Origin of the sequence: Kribbella sp. NBC_01505, assembly GCF_045040285.1 — a bacterium.
Classification (GTDB): domain Bacteria; phylum Actinomycetota; class Actinomycetes; order Propionibacteriales; family Kribbellaceae; genus Kribbella.
In genome coordinates, this window is the sequence record NZ_CP109425.1 from 2,458,814 (window position 1) to 2,473,651 (window position 14,838).

The following is a 14,838-nucleotide window of genomic DNA, read 5'->3' on the forward strand; positions in this document are numbered from 1 at the left end:
CAGACCACGCCCGCCTAGCGCTTCAGTAAATCGGCCGCCGCGGCGGCCAGCCACCGACCACGTATCCGGCCTGTCCGGTGCGGCGCGAATCGGGGGTACAGCTCTCTTTGCGGGGGGCTGCTGCCTCCCAGAGACAGCAGATCCCCGCAAACACGCACGAGCCGCGACCAGGCACAGATTCACGGAGACCTACTGCCAAACCGGCGGCAATCATCCGGGAACCTGCCGCGCCACCACAGCTCACCGCCCGGGTACCGGTCGACCGGGTTGCGGTCGACCGGGTTGCGGCGGACGCCGGCCGCAGCAAACCAACCGCAACCACGAGCACCCGCCGTACCGGCAACGCGACGACCCCAGGGCCCCGGCAATCTGATGGGTTCACCCACCGGCGTGCGGGTTCTGCACCCGCATGCGGGTCAGGAAGCCACAACCTCATGGGTGAACCCATCAAATGCCCTCGGGCCGTGGCCGCCTCACCGGACCGGCGCTGATATTGCCGGACCCGATCGGATCGCCGCCGCAGCTCCAGCACTCAGCGGAACGCGGACGGCTGTCAGCGGAAGGTGGACGCCTGCCGGCGGAGGGTGGACGCCTGCCGGCGGAGGGCGGACAGCGGAGGGCGGACGGCTGTCGGCTGTCGGCGGAGGGACAGGACATGGGTGTGTGCGTGGACGACTGTCCCCGTGGGGAGGCACCCGCGGGGAGGGCATCTCAGAGGTATATGTCCTGTCGTTCCGCGGATTTGGCTGGCGGGACGGGCTAGAGATGACTAGGGTGCGGCGGTGCACTCGAAGCCTTTGGTGGTTGTCGTCAGTGGTCCACCCGGGACCGGGAAGACGACGTTGGCGCATCGGGTCGCCGCGGCGATCGGATGTCCGGCGATCTGCCGGGACGAGATCAAGGAGGGGATGGTCCACGCGACCCCGGGATTCGTCCCCGGGCCGGGTGATCCGCTCACGATGCGGACGCTGTCGACGTTCTTCGATGTGATCGGTCTGCTGGTCGGCCGCGGTACGACGATCGTTGCCGAGGCAGCGTTCCAGGACCGCGTCTGGACCCCCGGGCTGAGTCCGTTGCTCGACCGGGCAGACCTGCGTGTTGTTCATTGCATCGTCCCGGCCGAGCTCGCTCTCGACCGCATCACCGCGCGTACCGAGAACGACCCGCGACGTGCAGCACACGAGGACTCCCAGATCACCGCGGATGCACGACTTCGGACCCACAGCGCCTTCCAGGCCGTGGATCTACCCGTACCCAACCTCACGGTCGACACCTCGACGGAGGACTACAACCCGTCGTTCCAAGAGGTCTTGCAGTTCCTGTCCTAGGCACCCATTACTGTCGTCGGTGAATCAACCGAAGAGGGGTGTGGGGATGCTGGAACGGTTCGACGAACTCACCACAGCGCATGTAGCGGACGCCTGTCTACGTTCAGGTTTGCCGGTACGCACGGTCTCGCTCACTGCTGTGGTTGGCGGCCGTGTGGCTGGGCGGGTGCTCCCGGTCCAGCATATGGGCAGCATCGACGTCTACCTGGAAGCGTTCGAGAACGCGATCCCTGGCGACGTGCTGGTGGTCGACAACGGCGGACGCCGCGACGAGGCATGCGTCGGCGACCTGATCTCGGCAGAGGCACAAGGCGCCGGCTGCAGCGGCGTCGTGATCTGGGGTCTGCACCGGGACACCGTTGACGTGCAGGCGATCGGGCTGCCGCTGTTCAGTCTCGGCGCGCTACCGAACGGCCCGATCCATCTCGACCCGCAGCCCGCCGATGCGTTGTCCAAGGCAACTATCGGCGAGTGGACGGTGACGTCGGACGACCTCGTGCTCGGCGACGAGGACGGCCTGCTCTTCGTGCCGGCGGACCGGATCGAGGAGCTGTTCGATCTCGCCGATTCGATCATGGCCACCGAGCGACGTCAGTCCGAGGACATTCGCGCCGGTCGTTCGTTGCGTGAGCAGGTCAACTTCGGCGCGTATCTGACGGCCCGTGCGGCCGACCCGTCGCTGACCTTCCGCCAGCATCTGGACGCGGCCAAGGGAGCGATCGAGCAGTGACGACCTGGAAGCTCGGCGACCACACCGTCCGCCGGATCGGGTTCGGCGCGATGCGGCTCGACCCGGCCACCGGTGTTGCCGTGCTGCGTCGCGCGGTCGAGCTCGGAGTAGACCACTTCGACACCGCGCAGTTCTACGGCGCCGCGAACGAACTGATCCGGGAGGCACTCTCGCCGTACCCGCCGGAGCTGTTGATCGCGACGAAGGTCGGCCCAGGCACCTCCCCGGAGCGCGGCTTCTACTACGCCACGACCGCCGCCGAGCTGCGCGCGCAGGTCGAGGACAACCTGCGCGTCCTCGGCGTCGACTCGCTCGGCCTCGTCAACCTCCGTGTCCCCGACGACTCCGGCTCCCTCGGCGACCACTTCGCCGTACTGGCTGCGATGCGTGACGAGGGCCTGATCCAGCACCTCGGCGTCTCCAATGTCCGCACCGAGCAGCTGCACGAGGCTATGACGATCGCCCCGGTCGTCTGCGTCCAGAACAGCTACTCCGTCGACCAGCGGACTGATGACCCGCTGATCGACCTCTGCGCGAGCCAAGGCATCGCGTATGTCCCGTTCTCCTCGATGGTCGGGGGGCCGACCGCCGCGGTCCAAGCAGCCGCCGACGCCCAAGGGGTCAGCCCGCAGCAGATCCGGCTCGCCTGGACGCTGCATCGCTCGCCCAACATCCTCGCGATCCCGGGCACCGGCAAGATCCCGCACCTGGAGCAGAACGTCGCGGCCGGCGGTCTCCAGCTGACCGCGCAGGAGCTCGCAATACTCGGTGCACGGGAGAGGAGCTAGCTGGCCTGGCTCGAGACGGCCGCGCGGACGGCTGGGGCTACTTCGTTGCTCCAGCGGGCGAGCTGTACGTCGAACGGTTCGGCTCCGCGCGGGAAGAACGTGAAGCCGCCGGCGCCGTGGTTGAGGATCGCGTCCGTCAGCTCGTCGATCCACTGGTCGCTGGAGCCGCCGATCCACATGCCGTCGTCGCCCCGAGTAAGACGTACCGGGGAGCTGGTGAGTTCGCCTGGGAAGTTGTAGATCGTGGCGACGTCCGTGGGCTTGCGGCCGACCGACAGAGCGGCTTCATCGATGATCGGGCGCGACCAGCGGTAGCGCTCGCTCAGCCAGTCGGCGGAGTGGCCGGGGATCCAGCCGTCGGCCTGACGACCGGTCGCGGCCAGCGACTTCGGGCCGTTCGACCCGGTCCAGATCAGCGGCGCGGCGACTCGGGCAGGCCGGAGCCTGCCGATCGGATAGTGCTTGCTGGGCTGCGGTTGACCGCCGTCGGACAGCCCGTGGACGAGCTGCATCGCCTCCTCGAACGCCTCCACCGCAGCCGCCGGCCGGAGCTCCGGAACGCCCATCGTGGTGATCTTGTCCCATGCACCACCGGCCCCGAGGCCGAGGATGAACCGGCCGTCCGACAACGCCGCGAGCGAGGTCGCCGTCCGCGCCAGCACCGGCGCCGGGCGCAGCGGCAGGTTGGTCACATTCACGAACGCCGACAGCCGGGTGGTGCGCCCGAGCAGTACGCCGATGGTCGCGTACCCGTCGAGCAGGTCGGCGACGTACGGATGATCGGACACGCTGACGTGATCCAGCCCGTCGCGATCGGCCTGCTCGGCCAGCCGCAGGATGGTGCTGACGTCCCGCACGCCGGCCGGTGAGCCATATCCGAACCACATGATGAACCTCCCGATTTAGTTCGTAGACCTAAATAGTAGCCCTACGAAGTATCAGGTCTCCGGACTACCATGGATCCATGGCGACGAAGACGGCCGAGCTCACCGGTGCCCTCGTGCAGACGATGCACCTCCTCCAGGACCTGTACGCCGAGACCAGCCGCCCGCTCGGCCTCACCCCCCAGCAGGCTCACCTCGTCTGCGTCCTGCTCCTCGGCCCCCAAGGCATGACCGATCTGAGCCGCACCCTGAGCATCGAACGCTCCACCCTCACCAACATGGTCGACCGCCTCGAACGCCGTACTCTCGTCACCCGCACCGCCCATCCCACCGACCGCCGAGCCTGCGAAATCCACCTCACCCCCGCCGGCGAAGCCCTCGCCAACCAAGCCCACGAAGCCGTCACCGAGCGAATCACCCAACTGACCAGCAACCTCCCCGCCGCCACCCGCAACACCCTCACCTCAGCCCTCCAAAGCCTCCTAGCCCAGGCCTGAGCAATGCGCACCCTCCGGTACGGCGACGTCCGAATCGCGTACGAGGTCAGTGGGAGCGGCCCGGTCCTCGTCCTGCTCAAGAACAACCGCCAACCGGCCAACTTCCCCGCAGCGCGCTGGCTCGCGGACCGGTTCCGCGTGCTGCAGGTGCAGCCGGTGGGGTTCGGCGCGAGCGACCGGCCGGCGGCGTACGACTTCGGCTCGATCGGCGAGCAGGTGCTGGCTGTCCTGGACCACGAGGGCCTCGATCGCTTCGCGGTCTGGGGGTTCTCGCAGACCTCCGCGATGGCAGCGATGGTCGCGCGCAGCACGGACCGCGCCGACGCGCTGGTGATGGGCGGCCTGCCACCGATCGGTTTCCCGACCGACAGCGAGATGCGCCGACTCGAGCGCGAGCCGCGGCTGCCGCGCCCGCCGTTGGAGTTCTGGCGCGCATATCGATCATTCGACTGGCATCACGAGCTCAGAGTCTTCGCGGGGACGAAGGTCGTCTACCTCGGGACCGCCGACCGGGCGATCAAGCCGGTACGCCGACTCCGTCCGGTGCTGGAGGGAATCGGGTTCGCCTATCTGGAGTTCGAGGGCCTCGACCATGCCGCATCCGCGTTGAGTGCGGACACGCCCGAGGCTCGCGACATTGCGGAGCGAGTCAGCTCTTTGCTCTGAAAGGCGGGCCCGAGCTGGAGATCTCATGAAGCTGGACGTTCTGGGAAATGATTGACGCGGTGGTTGGGTTTGGCCGCGGGCAGATCGTGCGCCAGGTGTCGAGCGTTTGCTGGGAGTCCCAGTACTCGTAGATGTTCACGCGGCCGGGGTCGATCGGGTCGGGCGAAATGGCCAGGTCGAGGCAGCCGGGGTGGACACGGGCCGCGCGGACGATCACTTGGTGAGCGTCGACGTACTGGTCTCTGGTTGCCGGCTCCACCCACACACTGCCCGCCACGATGACTGTCATCGCTGCTCCTTCCGTCATGTCACCGACGAAGAGACGGCTGCGGAACAGACAGTTAGCGGCGGCCGCCGAAGGTCCAGGGGTGGACCTTCGACAGGTCGGCCACGGCGAGGGCTGCGGCAGCTTCCGGGGTGGGGGCCTCTAGCAGTACGGCGCGGCCGAGGTGCTCGTCGGCGTCGAGGGCGAGCAGGTCGCCGGACAGGATGACGTGCGGCGAGGTAAGCGACCGGGGAGCGTCGTCGGTGTGGACGAGGTAGCGGTTGAACCCGTCGACTGCGTTGGCGAAGTCCCACATGGTGCCGCCCGTGTGGTTGCGGAAGCGGCAGATCAGGACGTCGTCGAAGACGCCTGCGCGATAGTAGGGATCGTCGTACGCGAAGGACTTGGCCGCCTCGAAGCTCGGCACCTCGACGATGTGCAGGCTGCCGGTGGTGTCCTCGCCGTCCGGCGTGAGCGTCGGCCCGCGGGCGATCAGCTCGTCGGCGTACCCGTCCATGAAGGCCCAATGCTCCGGCGTCAACCTCTCTTTGAGGTCGCCGGAGCCGGCCCGATCCCGTCCGTACACGAAGTACTGCACGGGATCGGACCTTACCGATCTAGGAGGTCGTCGCCGCGAGGTGCAGACGCAGGATGGTGTCGTAGTCGAGCACCTCGACGTCCTCGGCCGCCTTCAGCTGCGCGGCGTCGACGAGGTCCTGCGAGCCGATCACCACGAGCTTGCGCGGAGCGCTGATCTCCACGCCGTACTTCGTGTTCGCGAACGCCCGGTTGTCCGCGTCGTCGAAGTACGCCGTGACGCGGGCGAGCTGGCCAACGCCGTCCGCGAGCACCGTCGTACGGCGGTGCTTCTTGCCCTTGACCCCGTCAGCCAGCGGAAGCCGCAGGTCACCAACGACATGCGAACCGTCGGCCCGCTCCAGGATGAAGTCGGGCGTGAGGGCGGCCTCGTCGCCGGACTGCCACTCCAGGTGCGGCTGCCGGATCAGCTTGGTCGCGTCGAACGCGGTCAGCAGGAAGTCCTCGTTGGCGCTCAGGAACTGGTCGACCGTCGAGTTCGGTACATCGTGCGCGAGGTAGGTGCTCGCGAAGACCGCGCCCTGCAGGTCGGCGCCGTCGTCCGACCGCGGCACGCTCAGCGTCCCGATCGGGTCGGTGTGCGGCGCTGCGGCGGCGAAGTTGCGGAGGAAGTCCAGATACTTCTCCGCGGGCTCGGAGCGGTGGATCGCCAGCGCGAAAAACACCCAGTGCGCCCGGAGCGCGGACCCGGCCGAGTGCACCAGCAGCGTCCGGTCGAAGGTCGAGTAGTTGCCCGGCGCGAACTTCAGCAGGTCGTCACCCGGCCCCGAGAACTCCTGGCCAATCATCGACCGCACACCCGGGAACCGCGCCTCGAGCTCGCGCCGGCCGTCGTGCGTGGCCACGGTCGCGTCCTTGAACAGGTTCTCGCCCGGCAGCGTCACCACCGCCGTGCCACCGCCGACCCCGAAGTACTCCTCGACGCTCGCGACCTTCTGCCGCCGCACCTCGAGGCTCCGGTACTCCCGGCTGATGCCGACCAGCTCCACGATGTTCCAGTCCGGCGTCTCCGTCAGCACCAGCATCCGCGGATACAGCAACGGCCCGGCCAGCTCCCGCCGGTGGCTCACCGGCAGGTGCCCGCTGATCTCCCGGAGGTGCTCCCCCCAGAACTGCGCGTTCACCTTCACGAACTCAGTCGGCTTCATCCCGTCCCTCTCACGAAAACACGTCGTCAGGAGCAACCCTCCCCCGCCGGGCCACTATTCCCAACCTTAGTGTTTGCCTGGTGATCTCTTGGTGCCTCCGCCCAGCCACCCCGGCCGATGTCGAACCGATCGCCGAGCTGCGCGCCGTCGTACTGCGCCCTGATCTGGAACGCCTCGGCCGGTACGACGAGCGCCGCGTCCGCCAGCGCTTTCGCGACTCCTTCGACCCGGCGCACGCCTGGATCATCGAGGACTCTGACCGGTTTGCCGGCTCGATCGCGCTCCGCCCGGCGGACGGGGTCGTTTGGCTGGAGCATTTCTTCCTGGATCCGCAGCTACAGGGCCGGGGCCTCGGCAGCGCCGTACTCCAGCACGTCCTGGACTCGCACCCCGGCGTCGTGCGCCTCAACGTCCTCCAAGGCAGCCCAGCCCGCCGCCTCTACGAACGCCACGGCTTCACTGTCGACTCCGAGGATCCGGTCGACGTCTACATGACCCGCGGCGTCTAGCTGGGCGGGCCGGCCGCGATCCGCTCGCGGACCTCCTGCATCCGCTCGGCGGAGTGGTGCGGCATCTCCCACCGAGTCTCGAGCCACCACGTCGCCCCGGCATCGATCCAAGGCTGCACCGCGGTCGTATCCTGCGCCTCGCCCTCGGCGATGACGTCGATCTCGGCGTCGTGCTCACTCAGCCACGTCTTGAGTCGCCCCAGCTCTGCAACCGTGTCCTGCCCCTCCTCGAACTGCGGCAGGACTCCGTCACAACGCAGTACGCGCCGCATCGACTTCGGTCGCGGCCACACTCCGACCACCCAGATCGGAATCCGCTCCTGGACCGGCCGCCCGACCTGCGCCAGGTCATCGCGCTCGCAGTTGTACTCGTAGTACTCGCCCTGATAGCTGAGCCCGCCACTCCACAGCTCGCGGATCAGGTCGATCCCCTCGTCGAGCATCGCCGCGCGCGTCCGCAGCTCCAACTCCTCACCCGTCCGCGGCAGATCCGTCTCCGTTGCTCCGACACCGACCGCCAGCGTCGCCCGCCCACCGGACACCTGGTCCAGCGTCACCACCTGGCTGGCCACCTTCCACGGCCGCCGCCACGGCAGCGGTGTCAGCATCGTCCCCAACCGGATCCGCTCCGTCCGCGCGGCCACTGCGCACAACAGTCCCCACGGATCCACGCCGTACGCGGCCTCCCAGACGAACACACCGTCCCAGCCGGCCTGCTCAGCCAGCACCGCCTGCTCCAGCTGCTCACCTGCAGTCCCGCCCGGGAGGATGAATCCATATTCCATCCTTCAGTTCTACCTCCGTCCACCGACAGCTTGTAAGGGGACAGATTCCGGCGGTGGAACGTCCGGAATGCCGTGTAGACCGGAGGCATGGCTGTTCCCGCTGAAGTCGTAACGCCGTTACGTATCGAGGTTGGCCCCGGGCATCACCTCGCCGTACGGCGTCGTGGGGAGGGCGGCGTACCGCTCCTGCTCCTCCATGGGTTCCCGTGCACGAGCCGGATCTGGGCGCACAACCTGATCCCGCTGGCCGAGGCAGGCTTCGACGTCGTCGCACCCGACCTGCGCGGGTACGGCGACTCGGACTTCGCGCCGGACGGTTTCTACGACTTCAACGCGTTCAACGTCGACCTGCTCGGCCTCTTCGACCAGCTCGGCTGGGACCGCGCGGTTGTCGCGGGCCACGACCTCGGCGCGATGATCGCCATCGACCTGGCCACCCGCCACCCCGGCCGGGTGGACCGCCTCGTGATCCTCGACGACTCGATGCCGCAGCTGGCCTTCGCGGATCTCCCACCCATCGATCCCAAGCCCGCCGTCTACGACTACGTCCGCCAGCAGGGCCTGCACGCCGACGAACTCGTCGCCGAACTCGCGACTCCGGAGCAGCGGCGTCGCTACATCGGCGAGTTCTACGGCCACCGTCTCTGGTGCCCGCCCGACGCTTTCTCCCCAGAGGACCTCGCGTTCCTCACCGCGCCGTACGGCGATGCTGCCCGCCTCCGCGCGTCGTTCGCCGACTACGAGGTCGTCATGGGAACCCGTCCGTTGTCAGCGCCTGAACTCACCGACCGTCCGGTCGACCATCAGACCCTGATCCTGGTCGGCACCGACCAGATCACCCTGCGCAACCATCTCGAAGAACGCTGCTTGGTGGCGTTCCCCAACGCGGTCGGCCCCTTCTGGGACAGAGGCGCCGGCCACTTCCTCCCCTGGGAACGCCCGGTGTTGGTCAACCGAGCTATCCGCTCCTTCTGCGGCGATCTCCTAAACTCCCGACCATGAACAGGACTGAGCCGCCACTGGCCGCGGGCGAGGCCGAGTCGCTGATCGGCTTCCTCGAGTACCACCGCGCGACGTTCGCCTGGAAGTGCTCCGGCCTGGACGACGCCGGTCTGCGGGCGACCGTGGGTGCCTCGTCGATGACGCTCGGCGGGATGCAGAAGCACCTGGCCTACTACGAGGACCACTGGTTCTCTCGCTGCATGCAGGGCAACAAGCGTCATCCGCAGTGGGCCGGTCTGAATCCCGAGGAGGTGTGGGCTATTCGAGAGACCCCCGAGGCGCTCCACGGCATCTGGCAAGCCGCGGTAGACCGCTCTCGCGCTCAGCTGACCGAAACCCTCGCCAACGGCGGGCTCGACCAGCCTGCCGCCCGCAGCTTCCCGAACGGCGAAACCCCGAGCGTCCGCTGGGTCGTCCTGCACATGATCGAGGAGTACGCCCGGCACAACGGCCACGCCGACCTCATCCGCGAGTCCGTGTACGGGGAAGTAGGCGAGTAGTCAGCCCTGCCGCCAGTAGTCAGCCCTGCCGCCACATCAGCCCTGTCGCCACATCAACTCTGTCGCCACATCATCCGGCTGCGCATCATCCGCGGCGCCTGCCGCGCGTTCGGCGCGATCGAATGCAGCACCCACGGATGCGTCAGGTAGACGTCGCCGGCATTCCCGGTCAGCTCGACCACCCGCACCGGGATCCCGTCCACGTCTCCCTCGGCCACCCAGTCCTCGCTCCGATTCTCACTGGTCAGCTGGCGGAACCACTCGTGCGAAGCCAGCACCTGATCGCGAACCGTGCTGAAGTCGCGCTCGTCAGTCCTGTCCAGATACCGCGCAAGCACCCGATGCGAGCCCGCGATCTGTGGCGTCCCGCCACCACCGGCCGCAAGGTCGCCGAGCAGCGCCCAGACCTTCACACCCACCAGCTCGTCACGCGGCAGCTCGTCGTACCCGACATCCGTATGCCACTGCCGATGCGGCACCGCCCACTCGTCGCCGGTAGGCATGGTCACCAGCACCTGCCCCTGGTGCGACGGCTCCACCCAACTCCCCAGCAACTGGTCCAGCACACCCCGCAGCACCGGCCCGAGAATCGCGTCAGCCGCCGGACCCTTCTTGCTCGCTTTCAGTCTGGTGGGTCGATGCGGCTCCCAGGTACGGCGATCGTCCGGCCGAATCCCATGCAGCTCGCCCAGCTCACGCCACAAGCCCGCCCGCATCCGAGCCGCATCCTCAGCCCCGAACGCCTCCGGCACCCGCACGATCCCGTCCCGGGCAAACTCCTCCAACTGGTCATCACTCAACATCCCTCCATGCTGAGCGCCCGCCGTACCGGCTCGCCACCGAAATTCGGCCGGCCCACCCGGTGAAACCGACGTGAGATCTCGGCCCCGAACTCAAAGCCAGCCGCGCCCTCGACGGCGGCACCGGCCGGCGAGTCACCGTCACCAACTGCACCAACACCGTCCGCTCCTTCACCCTGCAGGTCATCTACTACAGCGGCCTGAGCAACTACAACGTCCGTACGGCGACCATCCTGGCGAACCCGAATTCGATCGCCGGCGGCGCCGTACCGTGCACCTCGGGTCAGGTCATCGGCGGCGGCGCCAGGGCCGACATCGTCGGCGACCGCTGGTACGCCACCTCCGCAACGACCAACCCGACCACCAAACCCCCTACGCCAACTCCCTCTGCGGCACCTAACCAGAAACCGCCCCCGACCTGGGGTGTGGTGGATGGGGCGGACCTGCGCCACTCACCAACCCGCTCCTGGCCGCCCATGCCCGGTCTCGCTGAGCCTGAACCGAGCATGCGGCACAGAGTTGGTCAGTGCCGGCGGTCCGTCCCCCTCATCGGAGGGCGCTCATCGGCACGGTGGCTTCGCTCGACCGCCCACTCGCCACACTCGCCGGCTTCACTCGAGCTGGATGCGCCGTTCCAGAGCGGCCGGATCTCCCGCATCGCCGTACCGCCGGGTCACCTGAACCGGCCGCAAAGGCAGCGCCTGCAGGGCCGGTTCAACGGCGGCATAGAGCTTGTCGGCGTCCGGCCCGTACAGATACAGGACCGCCTCGCCGCCCCCGAACTCGTCCCCATCAAACTCACCCAGGCCGCTGCCATCGACAACCGCCCGGATCTCCCGCTCAAGCACCCGCACCACCTCGCGAGCCTCCGCACTGCCGAAATGGTCTTCCCCAAGTGCGATCTGAATGATCACCGCGTGCTCAGACATCTCAACTCCCTAATAGATCCTTCTCGAACAGTGCGCCGCTTGGCCGGGTGGGAACGTCGCAGGTACGGACGTGTTTGTAGCCGTGGGCTCGGTAGTAGTCGTGGAGGCGCGTGTTCGTGGTCCAGCAATTCAGGCGGAGCCAGTGGTTGCCTGCCTGGTGGGCACGCTCTTCGACAGCGCCGAGCAAGGCTGCGCCGTGGCCGCGGCCGTGTTCTGTGACGTAGAAGCGGCTGATGTAGGTCTGGAGTTCGACCCGTTCCGCTGGGGTCCAGAAGTCGGTGTCCGGGGTGCTGATGGCGAGCATGGCGACCACCTGGCCGTCTACTTGCCAGCCGACGAACTCGTGAGCATCGAAGTCTCGGTCGATGTTGGTGTGAACCTGGGTCAGGTCGAGGCCGCCGCGATACTGATCGGTTCCCTTGGTGGCTAGCCACGCTCCGGCCTCGTCGCGGGCCTGATGGACAAGTTGGCGGTGCGACTCGTCGAGTGTGATCAGCATCCGTGGTCCGTTCGGCTCTGGGAGACGGCGGACACAAGAAGACAGCCCCTGACCTGCTGGTTCGCAGGTCAGGGGCTGTTTAGCGCCTGTGGCGGGTGCAGGGTTCGAACCTGCGTAGGCATAAGCCGACAGATTTACAGTCTGCTCCCTTTGGCCACTCGGGCAACCCGCCAGGGTGCTGCCGGTTCGTGAACCGGCGTGGGAGACGATACAACAGTAGGTGCCCCTGTCGGCAAATCGGAAAGGAAGTGCCCATGGCTTCGGAGTCGTCGTTCGACATCGTGAACAAGGTTGAGCGGCAGGAGGTGGACAACGCCGTGAACCAGGCGGCGAAGGAGATCAGCCAGCGGTTCGACTTCAAGAACGTCGGCGCTCAGATCGAGTGGAGCGGGGAGTCGATCGCGATGGAGGCGAACACCGAGGAGCGGGTGAACGCCGTCCTCGACGTGTTCAAGGACAAGTTGGTGAAGCGGCAGATCTCGCTCAAGGGGCTGGAGGCGGACGAGGCGAAGTTGTCGGGGAAGATCTACAAGATCACCGCGACGATCGACGCCGGGATCACGCAGGAGAACGCGAAGAAGATCTCCAAGCTGATTCGGGACGAGGGTCCGAAGGGGGTCAAGGCGCAGATCCAGGGCGAGGAGTTGCGGGTCTCCAGCAAGAGCCGGGACGACCTTCAGACCGTGCAGGCGCTGATCAAGGGACAGGACCTCGACTTCGCGGTGCAGTTCGTCAACTACCGCTGACCGACGCCGGCCGGCGGCCCGGATATCGGGTCGCCGCGGCCCGCTGCGGCGGGCATGCTGGGCGGCGTGGGTGACACGTTGCTGCAGCGGTGGTTGTACGACGACTTCGGGCTGGATGTGGTGGAACTCTCACCCGTCGGCCACGGGGCGGACCTGGCCGCGCAGGTGTGGAGGGCCAGTACGGCGACCAATCGGTACGCCGTGAAGTGGAGTGGGGCCGGGACGAACACCGGGCACCAGGTGGCGGCGTACCTGGGTGATAGCGGTCTGCCGGGCGTGCCGGAGGTGGTGCGGACCGTGGAGGGTGGGTTGTGGACCTTCCACGGGAAGAAGAAGCGGCTGACGGTGACGCCGTGGATCGACGGCCGGCGGGCGGCTGACGGTGGGCTGACGGTCGAGCAGTGGAGCCAGTACGGCGTACTGCTGCGGCGGGTGCATGACGCGGAACCACCGGCGCGGCTGCGGGACGCGCTGCCGAAGCAGAGTCATATCGTTGCTCGGGTGCCGGGGCTGGCGGCGGAGGTGCGGGAGCGGGTCAGCGAGCCACAGGACGAGGTTGAGGCCGAGTTGGCGGGGCTCTGGGCGCGGTACGCGGGGACGATCGACGTACTGCTGGCTGATGATCCGCCGGTGCCTGAGGGACCGCGGGTGGTGTGCCATGGGGATCCGCATCTTGGCAACGTGCTTGTGGCGGAGGACGGTCTGCAGTTGATCGACTGGGACGACGTGATCCTCGCGCCGCGTGAGCAAGACCTGATGTTCATGCTCGGTGGGATGGGTGAGGTCGGTCCGACGACGGCCGAGCAGGTGGAGGCGTTCCTCAGCGGGTACGGGCCGCACGTGGTCGACGAGAACGCGGTTCGCTACTACCGCCACATCCGGGCTCGCGAAGATGTCGTGCTCTGGTCGCACCAGGCGCTGACTGGACCTGACCGCGAAGACTGCGTCCGCATCACCCGAGGCATCCTCGCCGAGGGCCTGGCCGCGTTGGCGGTCGAAGCATGCTGACCGTCGAGCAGATCCAGCAACACTTCATCGAGCAGCTGAATCACGCGATCCGGCGGCCGGGGATGTTCGGGCCGAGCGAGATCGGGCTCGATTACACACTCACCGACGTGGTCTACGTGACTGAGACGGGTGATCGACGGACCTGGCGGAACACGATGAGCTGGGCGGAGGCGTGGACGTCGCATGGAGTGAGCGGGGTGGTGACTCTGCTGATGCCGGAGACCGAGCAGCACGGGGCGGCCTCGGTGTATGCGGACTACGCGCATGATCACAAGTGGCTGACGCTTGATCGGACGCTCACGGCTGAGGAGTACGGCGAGATGCGTCGCGCGCTGGACACGTGGTGCGCGGTCGATCGCGCACGGGCTGACGTGATCGAGCGGTTCGGGGAGCCGTCGGTGCGGATCGGGGGCAACAGCGACCAGGCGCTCGGCTACGGGCTGCCGGGTGAACCGATGGTGTGGTTCCACACCGCGGACGAGGAAGTAGTGCTTGCGGGGCGGTGTGGGGAACCGTTCGTGGAGTCGCTTCGGTTCACGCCGGAAGGCGAACGGCGACGGCCGGTCGACGAGGACGACGAGGACGACGACTAACCATCGTGGCCGGAGTGGTGGCCGGAGACAGTCAACGGTTGCCGGAGACCCCGCACCACAGGTCTCCGGCCCTGAGAACCTGTCTCCGCCGCCAGCCGTCGGGGGCGTCCACACCGCAGGGTGGGCTTGAACAAGTTATGACCTGTCCACCCCCACCAGTTCCTGTTCAAACCCCCGGCTGTCGGCTCGGCCTGGGCCGTGCACGGTGGGCTCGGAGAGGCGGTGGTTGAAGAGCCTGGAGTGGTGGCCGGAGACAGGTAACGGTGGCCAGGGAACCCGCACCACAGGTCTCCAGCCCCGACTATGCGTCCCGGGCCATCACTGGTGGCCGGGGACAGGAAATGACGGGAGGAGACAGGGACTGGTGGCTGGGGACAGGGAGTGGTGGCTGGAGACCTCGAGCCATGGGTCTCCGGTCCCGCCTGCCTGTCTCCGGCCACAACTAGGGCATGTTGATGACGTGTTGAGCTTCAGAGACACGCCCTAGGCGTCGGTAACGACACGTAGAGGTGGGGCAGTCGAGCCTGGCGAAGGCGTTCACGGCATTAGCCAGAGGCACTACTA

The 14,838-nt window shown here is 67.5% G+C and carries 19 protein-coding genes and 1 tRNA gene; 11 read left to right on the forward strand and 9 right to left on the reverse strand.

The features are described from left to right. Nucleotides 1-782: 782 nt before the first annotated feature. Genes OG474_RS11520 through OG474_RS11530 form a run of 3 tightly spaced genes read left to right on the forward strand, consistent with a single transcriptional unit; the run spans nucleotide 783 to nucleotide 2,846 of the window. On the forward strand, nucleotides 783-1,328 hold the full coding sequence (locus OG474_RS11520; protein WP_405062239.1) for an AAA family ATPase: 546 nt from the start codon (nucleotides 783-785) through the stop codon (nucleotides 1,326-1,328). Nucleotides 1,329-1,374: 46 nt separating this feature from the next. After that, nucleotides 1,375-2,058, forward strand: coding sequence for an RraA family protein (locus OG474_RS11525; RefSeq protein ID WP_405062240.1), 684 nt, complete (start codon nucleotides 1,375-1,377; stop codon nucleotides 2,056-2,058). After that, nucleotides 2,055-2,846, forward strand: a complete 792-nt coding sequence (locus OG474_RS11530) for an aldo/keto reductase (RefSeq protein WP_405062241.1) — start codon at nucleotides 2,055-2,057, stop codon at nucleotides 2,844-2,846. The genes OG474_RS11525 and OG474_RS11530 overlap by 4 nt, the downstream gene beginning before the upstream one ends. Here OG474_RS11530 and OG474_RS11535 read toward each other — a convergent pair. Continuing rightward, nucleotides 2,843-3,733 carry an LLM class flavin-dependent oxidoreductase gene (locus tag OG474_RS11535; RefSeq protein WP_405062242.1) on the reverse strand — a complete coding sequence of 297 codons (891 nt, stop codon included), beginning with the start codon at nucleotides 3,731-3,733 and terminating at the stop codon, nucleotides 2,843-2,845. The two genes, OG474_RS11530 and OG474_RS11535, sit on opposite strands and share 4 nt — an antisense overlap. Before the next feature lie 77 nt (nucleotides 3,734-3,810). On the opposite strand from OG474_RS11535, the gene OG474_RS11540 reads away from it, so the two are divergent. Then, entirely contained in the window at nucleotides 3,811-4,227 is a 417-nt protein-coding gene (locus tag OG474_RS11540; protein ID WP_405062243.1) for a MarR family winged helix-turn-helix transcriptional regulator, read from the forward strand. Nucleotides 4,228-4,230: 3 nt separating this feature from the next. Further along, the gene (locus tag OG474_RS11545; protein WP_405062244.1) at nucleotides 4,231-4,893 is read left to right on the forward strand and encodes an alpha/beta fold hydrolase; all 663 of its coding nucleotides are present in this window, start codon (nucleotides 4,231-4,233) and stop codon (nucleotides 4,891-4,893) included. Here the strand turns inward: OG474_RS11545 and OG474_RS11550 are convergent. Genes OG474_RS11550 through OG474_RS11560 form a run of 3 tightly spaced genes read right to left on the reverse strand, consistent with a single transcriptional unit; the run spans nucleotide 4,877 to nucleotide 6,903 of the window. Continuing rightward, the gene (locus tag OG474_RS11550) at nucleotides 4,877-5,182 is read right to left on the reverse strand and encodes a putative quinol monooxygenase (protein WP_405062245.1); all 306 of its coding nucleotides are present in this window, start codon (nucleotides 5,180-5,182) and stop codon (nucleotides 4,877-4,879) included. The two genes, OG474_RS11545 and OG474_RS11550, sit on opposite strands and share 17 nt — an antisense overlap. Before the next feature lie 52 nt (nucleotides 5,183-5,234). Further along, complete coding sequence (locus OG474_RS11555; RefSeq protein ID WP_405062246.1) at nucleotides 5,235-5,756, reverse strand: YciI family protein; 522 nt, start codon at nucleotides 5,754-5,756, stop codon at nucleotides 5,235-5,237. Nucleotides 5,757-5,775: 19 nt separating this feature from the next. Continuing rightward, complete coding sequence (locus tag OG474_RS11560; protein ID WP_405062247.1) at nucleotides 5,776-6,903, reverse strand: hypothetical protein; 1,128 nt, start codon at nucleotides 6,901-6,903, stop codon at nucleotides 5,776-5,778. Nucleotides 6,904-6,983: 80 nt separating this feature from the next. Between OG474_RS11560 and OG474_RS11565 the strand changes: the two genes are divergently transcribed. Beyond that, nucleotides 6,984-7,412, forward strand: coding sequence for a GNAT family N-acetyltransferase (locus OG474_RS11565; protein ID WP_405062248.1), 429 nt, complete (start codon nucleotides 6,984-6,986; stop codon nucleotides 7,410-7,412). Here the strand turns inward: OG474_RS11565 and OG474_RS11570 are convergent. Continuing rightward, nucleotides 7,409-8,197: an LLM class flavin-dependent oxidoreductase gene (locus OG474_RS11570; RefSeq protein WP_405062249.1), complete on the reverse strand. Its 789-nt coding sequence runs from the start codon at nucleotides 8,195-8,197 to the stop codon at nucleotides 7,409-7,411. The two genes, OG474_RS11565 and OG474_RS11570, sit on opposite strands and share 4 nt — an antisense overlap. Nucleotides 8,198-8,284: 87 nt before the next feature. Between OG474_RS11570 and OG474_RS11575 the strand changes: the two genes are divergently transcribed. Both OG474_RS11575 and OG474_RS11580 read left to right on the forward strand, forming a co-directional pair. Then, nucleotides 8,285-9,199, forward strand: coding sequence for an alpha/beta fold hydrolase (locus OG474_RS11575; protein ID WP_405062250.1), 915 nt, complete (start codon nucleotides 8,285-8,287; stop codon nucleotides 9,197-9,199). After that, complete coding sequence (locus OG474_RS11580) at nucleotides 9,196-9,699, forward strand: DinB family protein (protein ID WP_405062251.1); 504 nt, start codon at nucleotides 9,196-9,198, stop codon at nucleotides 9,697-9,699. Before OG474_RS11575 ends, OG474_RS11580 begins: the two co-directional genes overlap by 4 nt. A 53-nt stretch (nucleotides 9,700-9,752) precedes the next feature. Here OG474_RS11580 and OG474_RS11585 read toward each other — a convergent pair whose 3' ends face one another. The 4 genes from OG474_RS11585 to OG474_RS11600 form a co-directional block, all read right to left on the reverse strand. Next, complete coding sequence (locus OG474_RS11585) at nucleotides 9,753-10,502, reverse strand: phytanoyl-CoA dioxygenase family protein (RefSeq protein WP_405062252.1); 750 nt, start codon at nucleotides 10,500-10,502, stop codon at nucleotides 9,753-9,755. Between the two features lie 608 nt (nucleotides 10,503-11,110). Beyond that, nucleotides 11,111-11,428: a hypothetical protein gene (locus OG474_RS11590; RefSeq protein ID WP_405062253.1), complete on the reverse strand. Its 318-nt coding sequence runs from the start codon at nucleotides 11,426-11,428 to the stop codon at nucleotides 11,111-11,113. 1 nt (nucleotide 11,429) lies between these two features. Continuing rightward, entirely contained in the window at nucleotides 11,430-11,927 is a 498-nt protein-coding gene (locus OG474_RS11595; protein ID WP_405062254.1) for a GNAT family N-acetyltransferase, read from the reverse strand. A gap of 89 nt (nucleotides 11,928-12,016) precedes the next feature. Then, nucleotides 12,017-12,099: transfer RNA gene (locus OG474_RS11600), tRNA-Tyr, on the reverse strand. Between the two features lie 82 nt (nucleotides 12,100-12,181). Here OG474_RS11600 and OG474_RS11605 point away from each other — a divergent pair. The 3 genes from OG474_RS11605 to OG474_RS11615 all read left to right on the forward strand — a co-directional run bounded on the left by OG474_RS11605 (nucleotide 12,182) and on the right by OG474_RS11615 (nucleotide 14,274). Beyond that, complete coding sequence (locus tag OG474_RS11605) at nucleotides 12,182-12,673, forward strand: YajQ family cyclic di-GMP-binding protein (RefSeq protein WP_405062255.1); 492 nt, start codon at nucleotides 12,182-12,184, stop codon at nucleotides 12,671-12,673. Between the two features lie 66 nt (nucleotides 12,674-12,739). Further along, a complete protein-coding gene (locus OG474_RS11610; protein ID WP_405062256.1) occupies nucleotides 12,740-13,681 on the forward strand; it encodes a phosphotransferase enzyme family protein in 942 nt (313 codons plus the stop codon). Next, a complete protein-coding gene (locus tag OG474_RS11615; protein WP_405062257.1) occupies nucleotides 13,675-14,274 on the forward strand; it encodes a hypothetical protein in 600 nt (199 codons plus the stop codon). The genes OG474_RS11610 and OG474_RS11615 overlap by 7 nt, the downstream gene beginning before the upstream one ends. The last annotated feature ends 564 nt before the right edge of the window (nucleotides 14,275-14,838 follow it).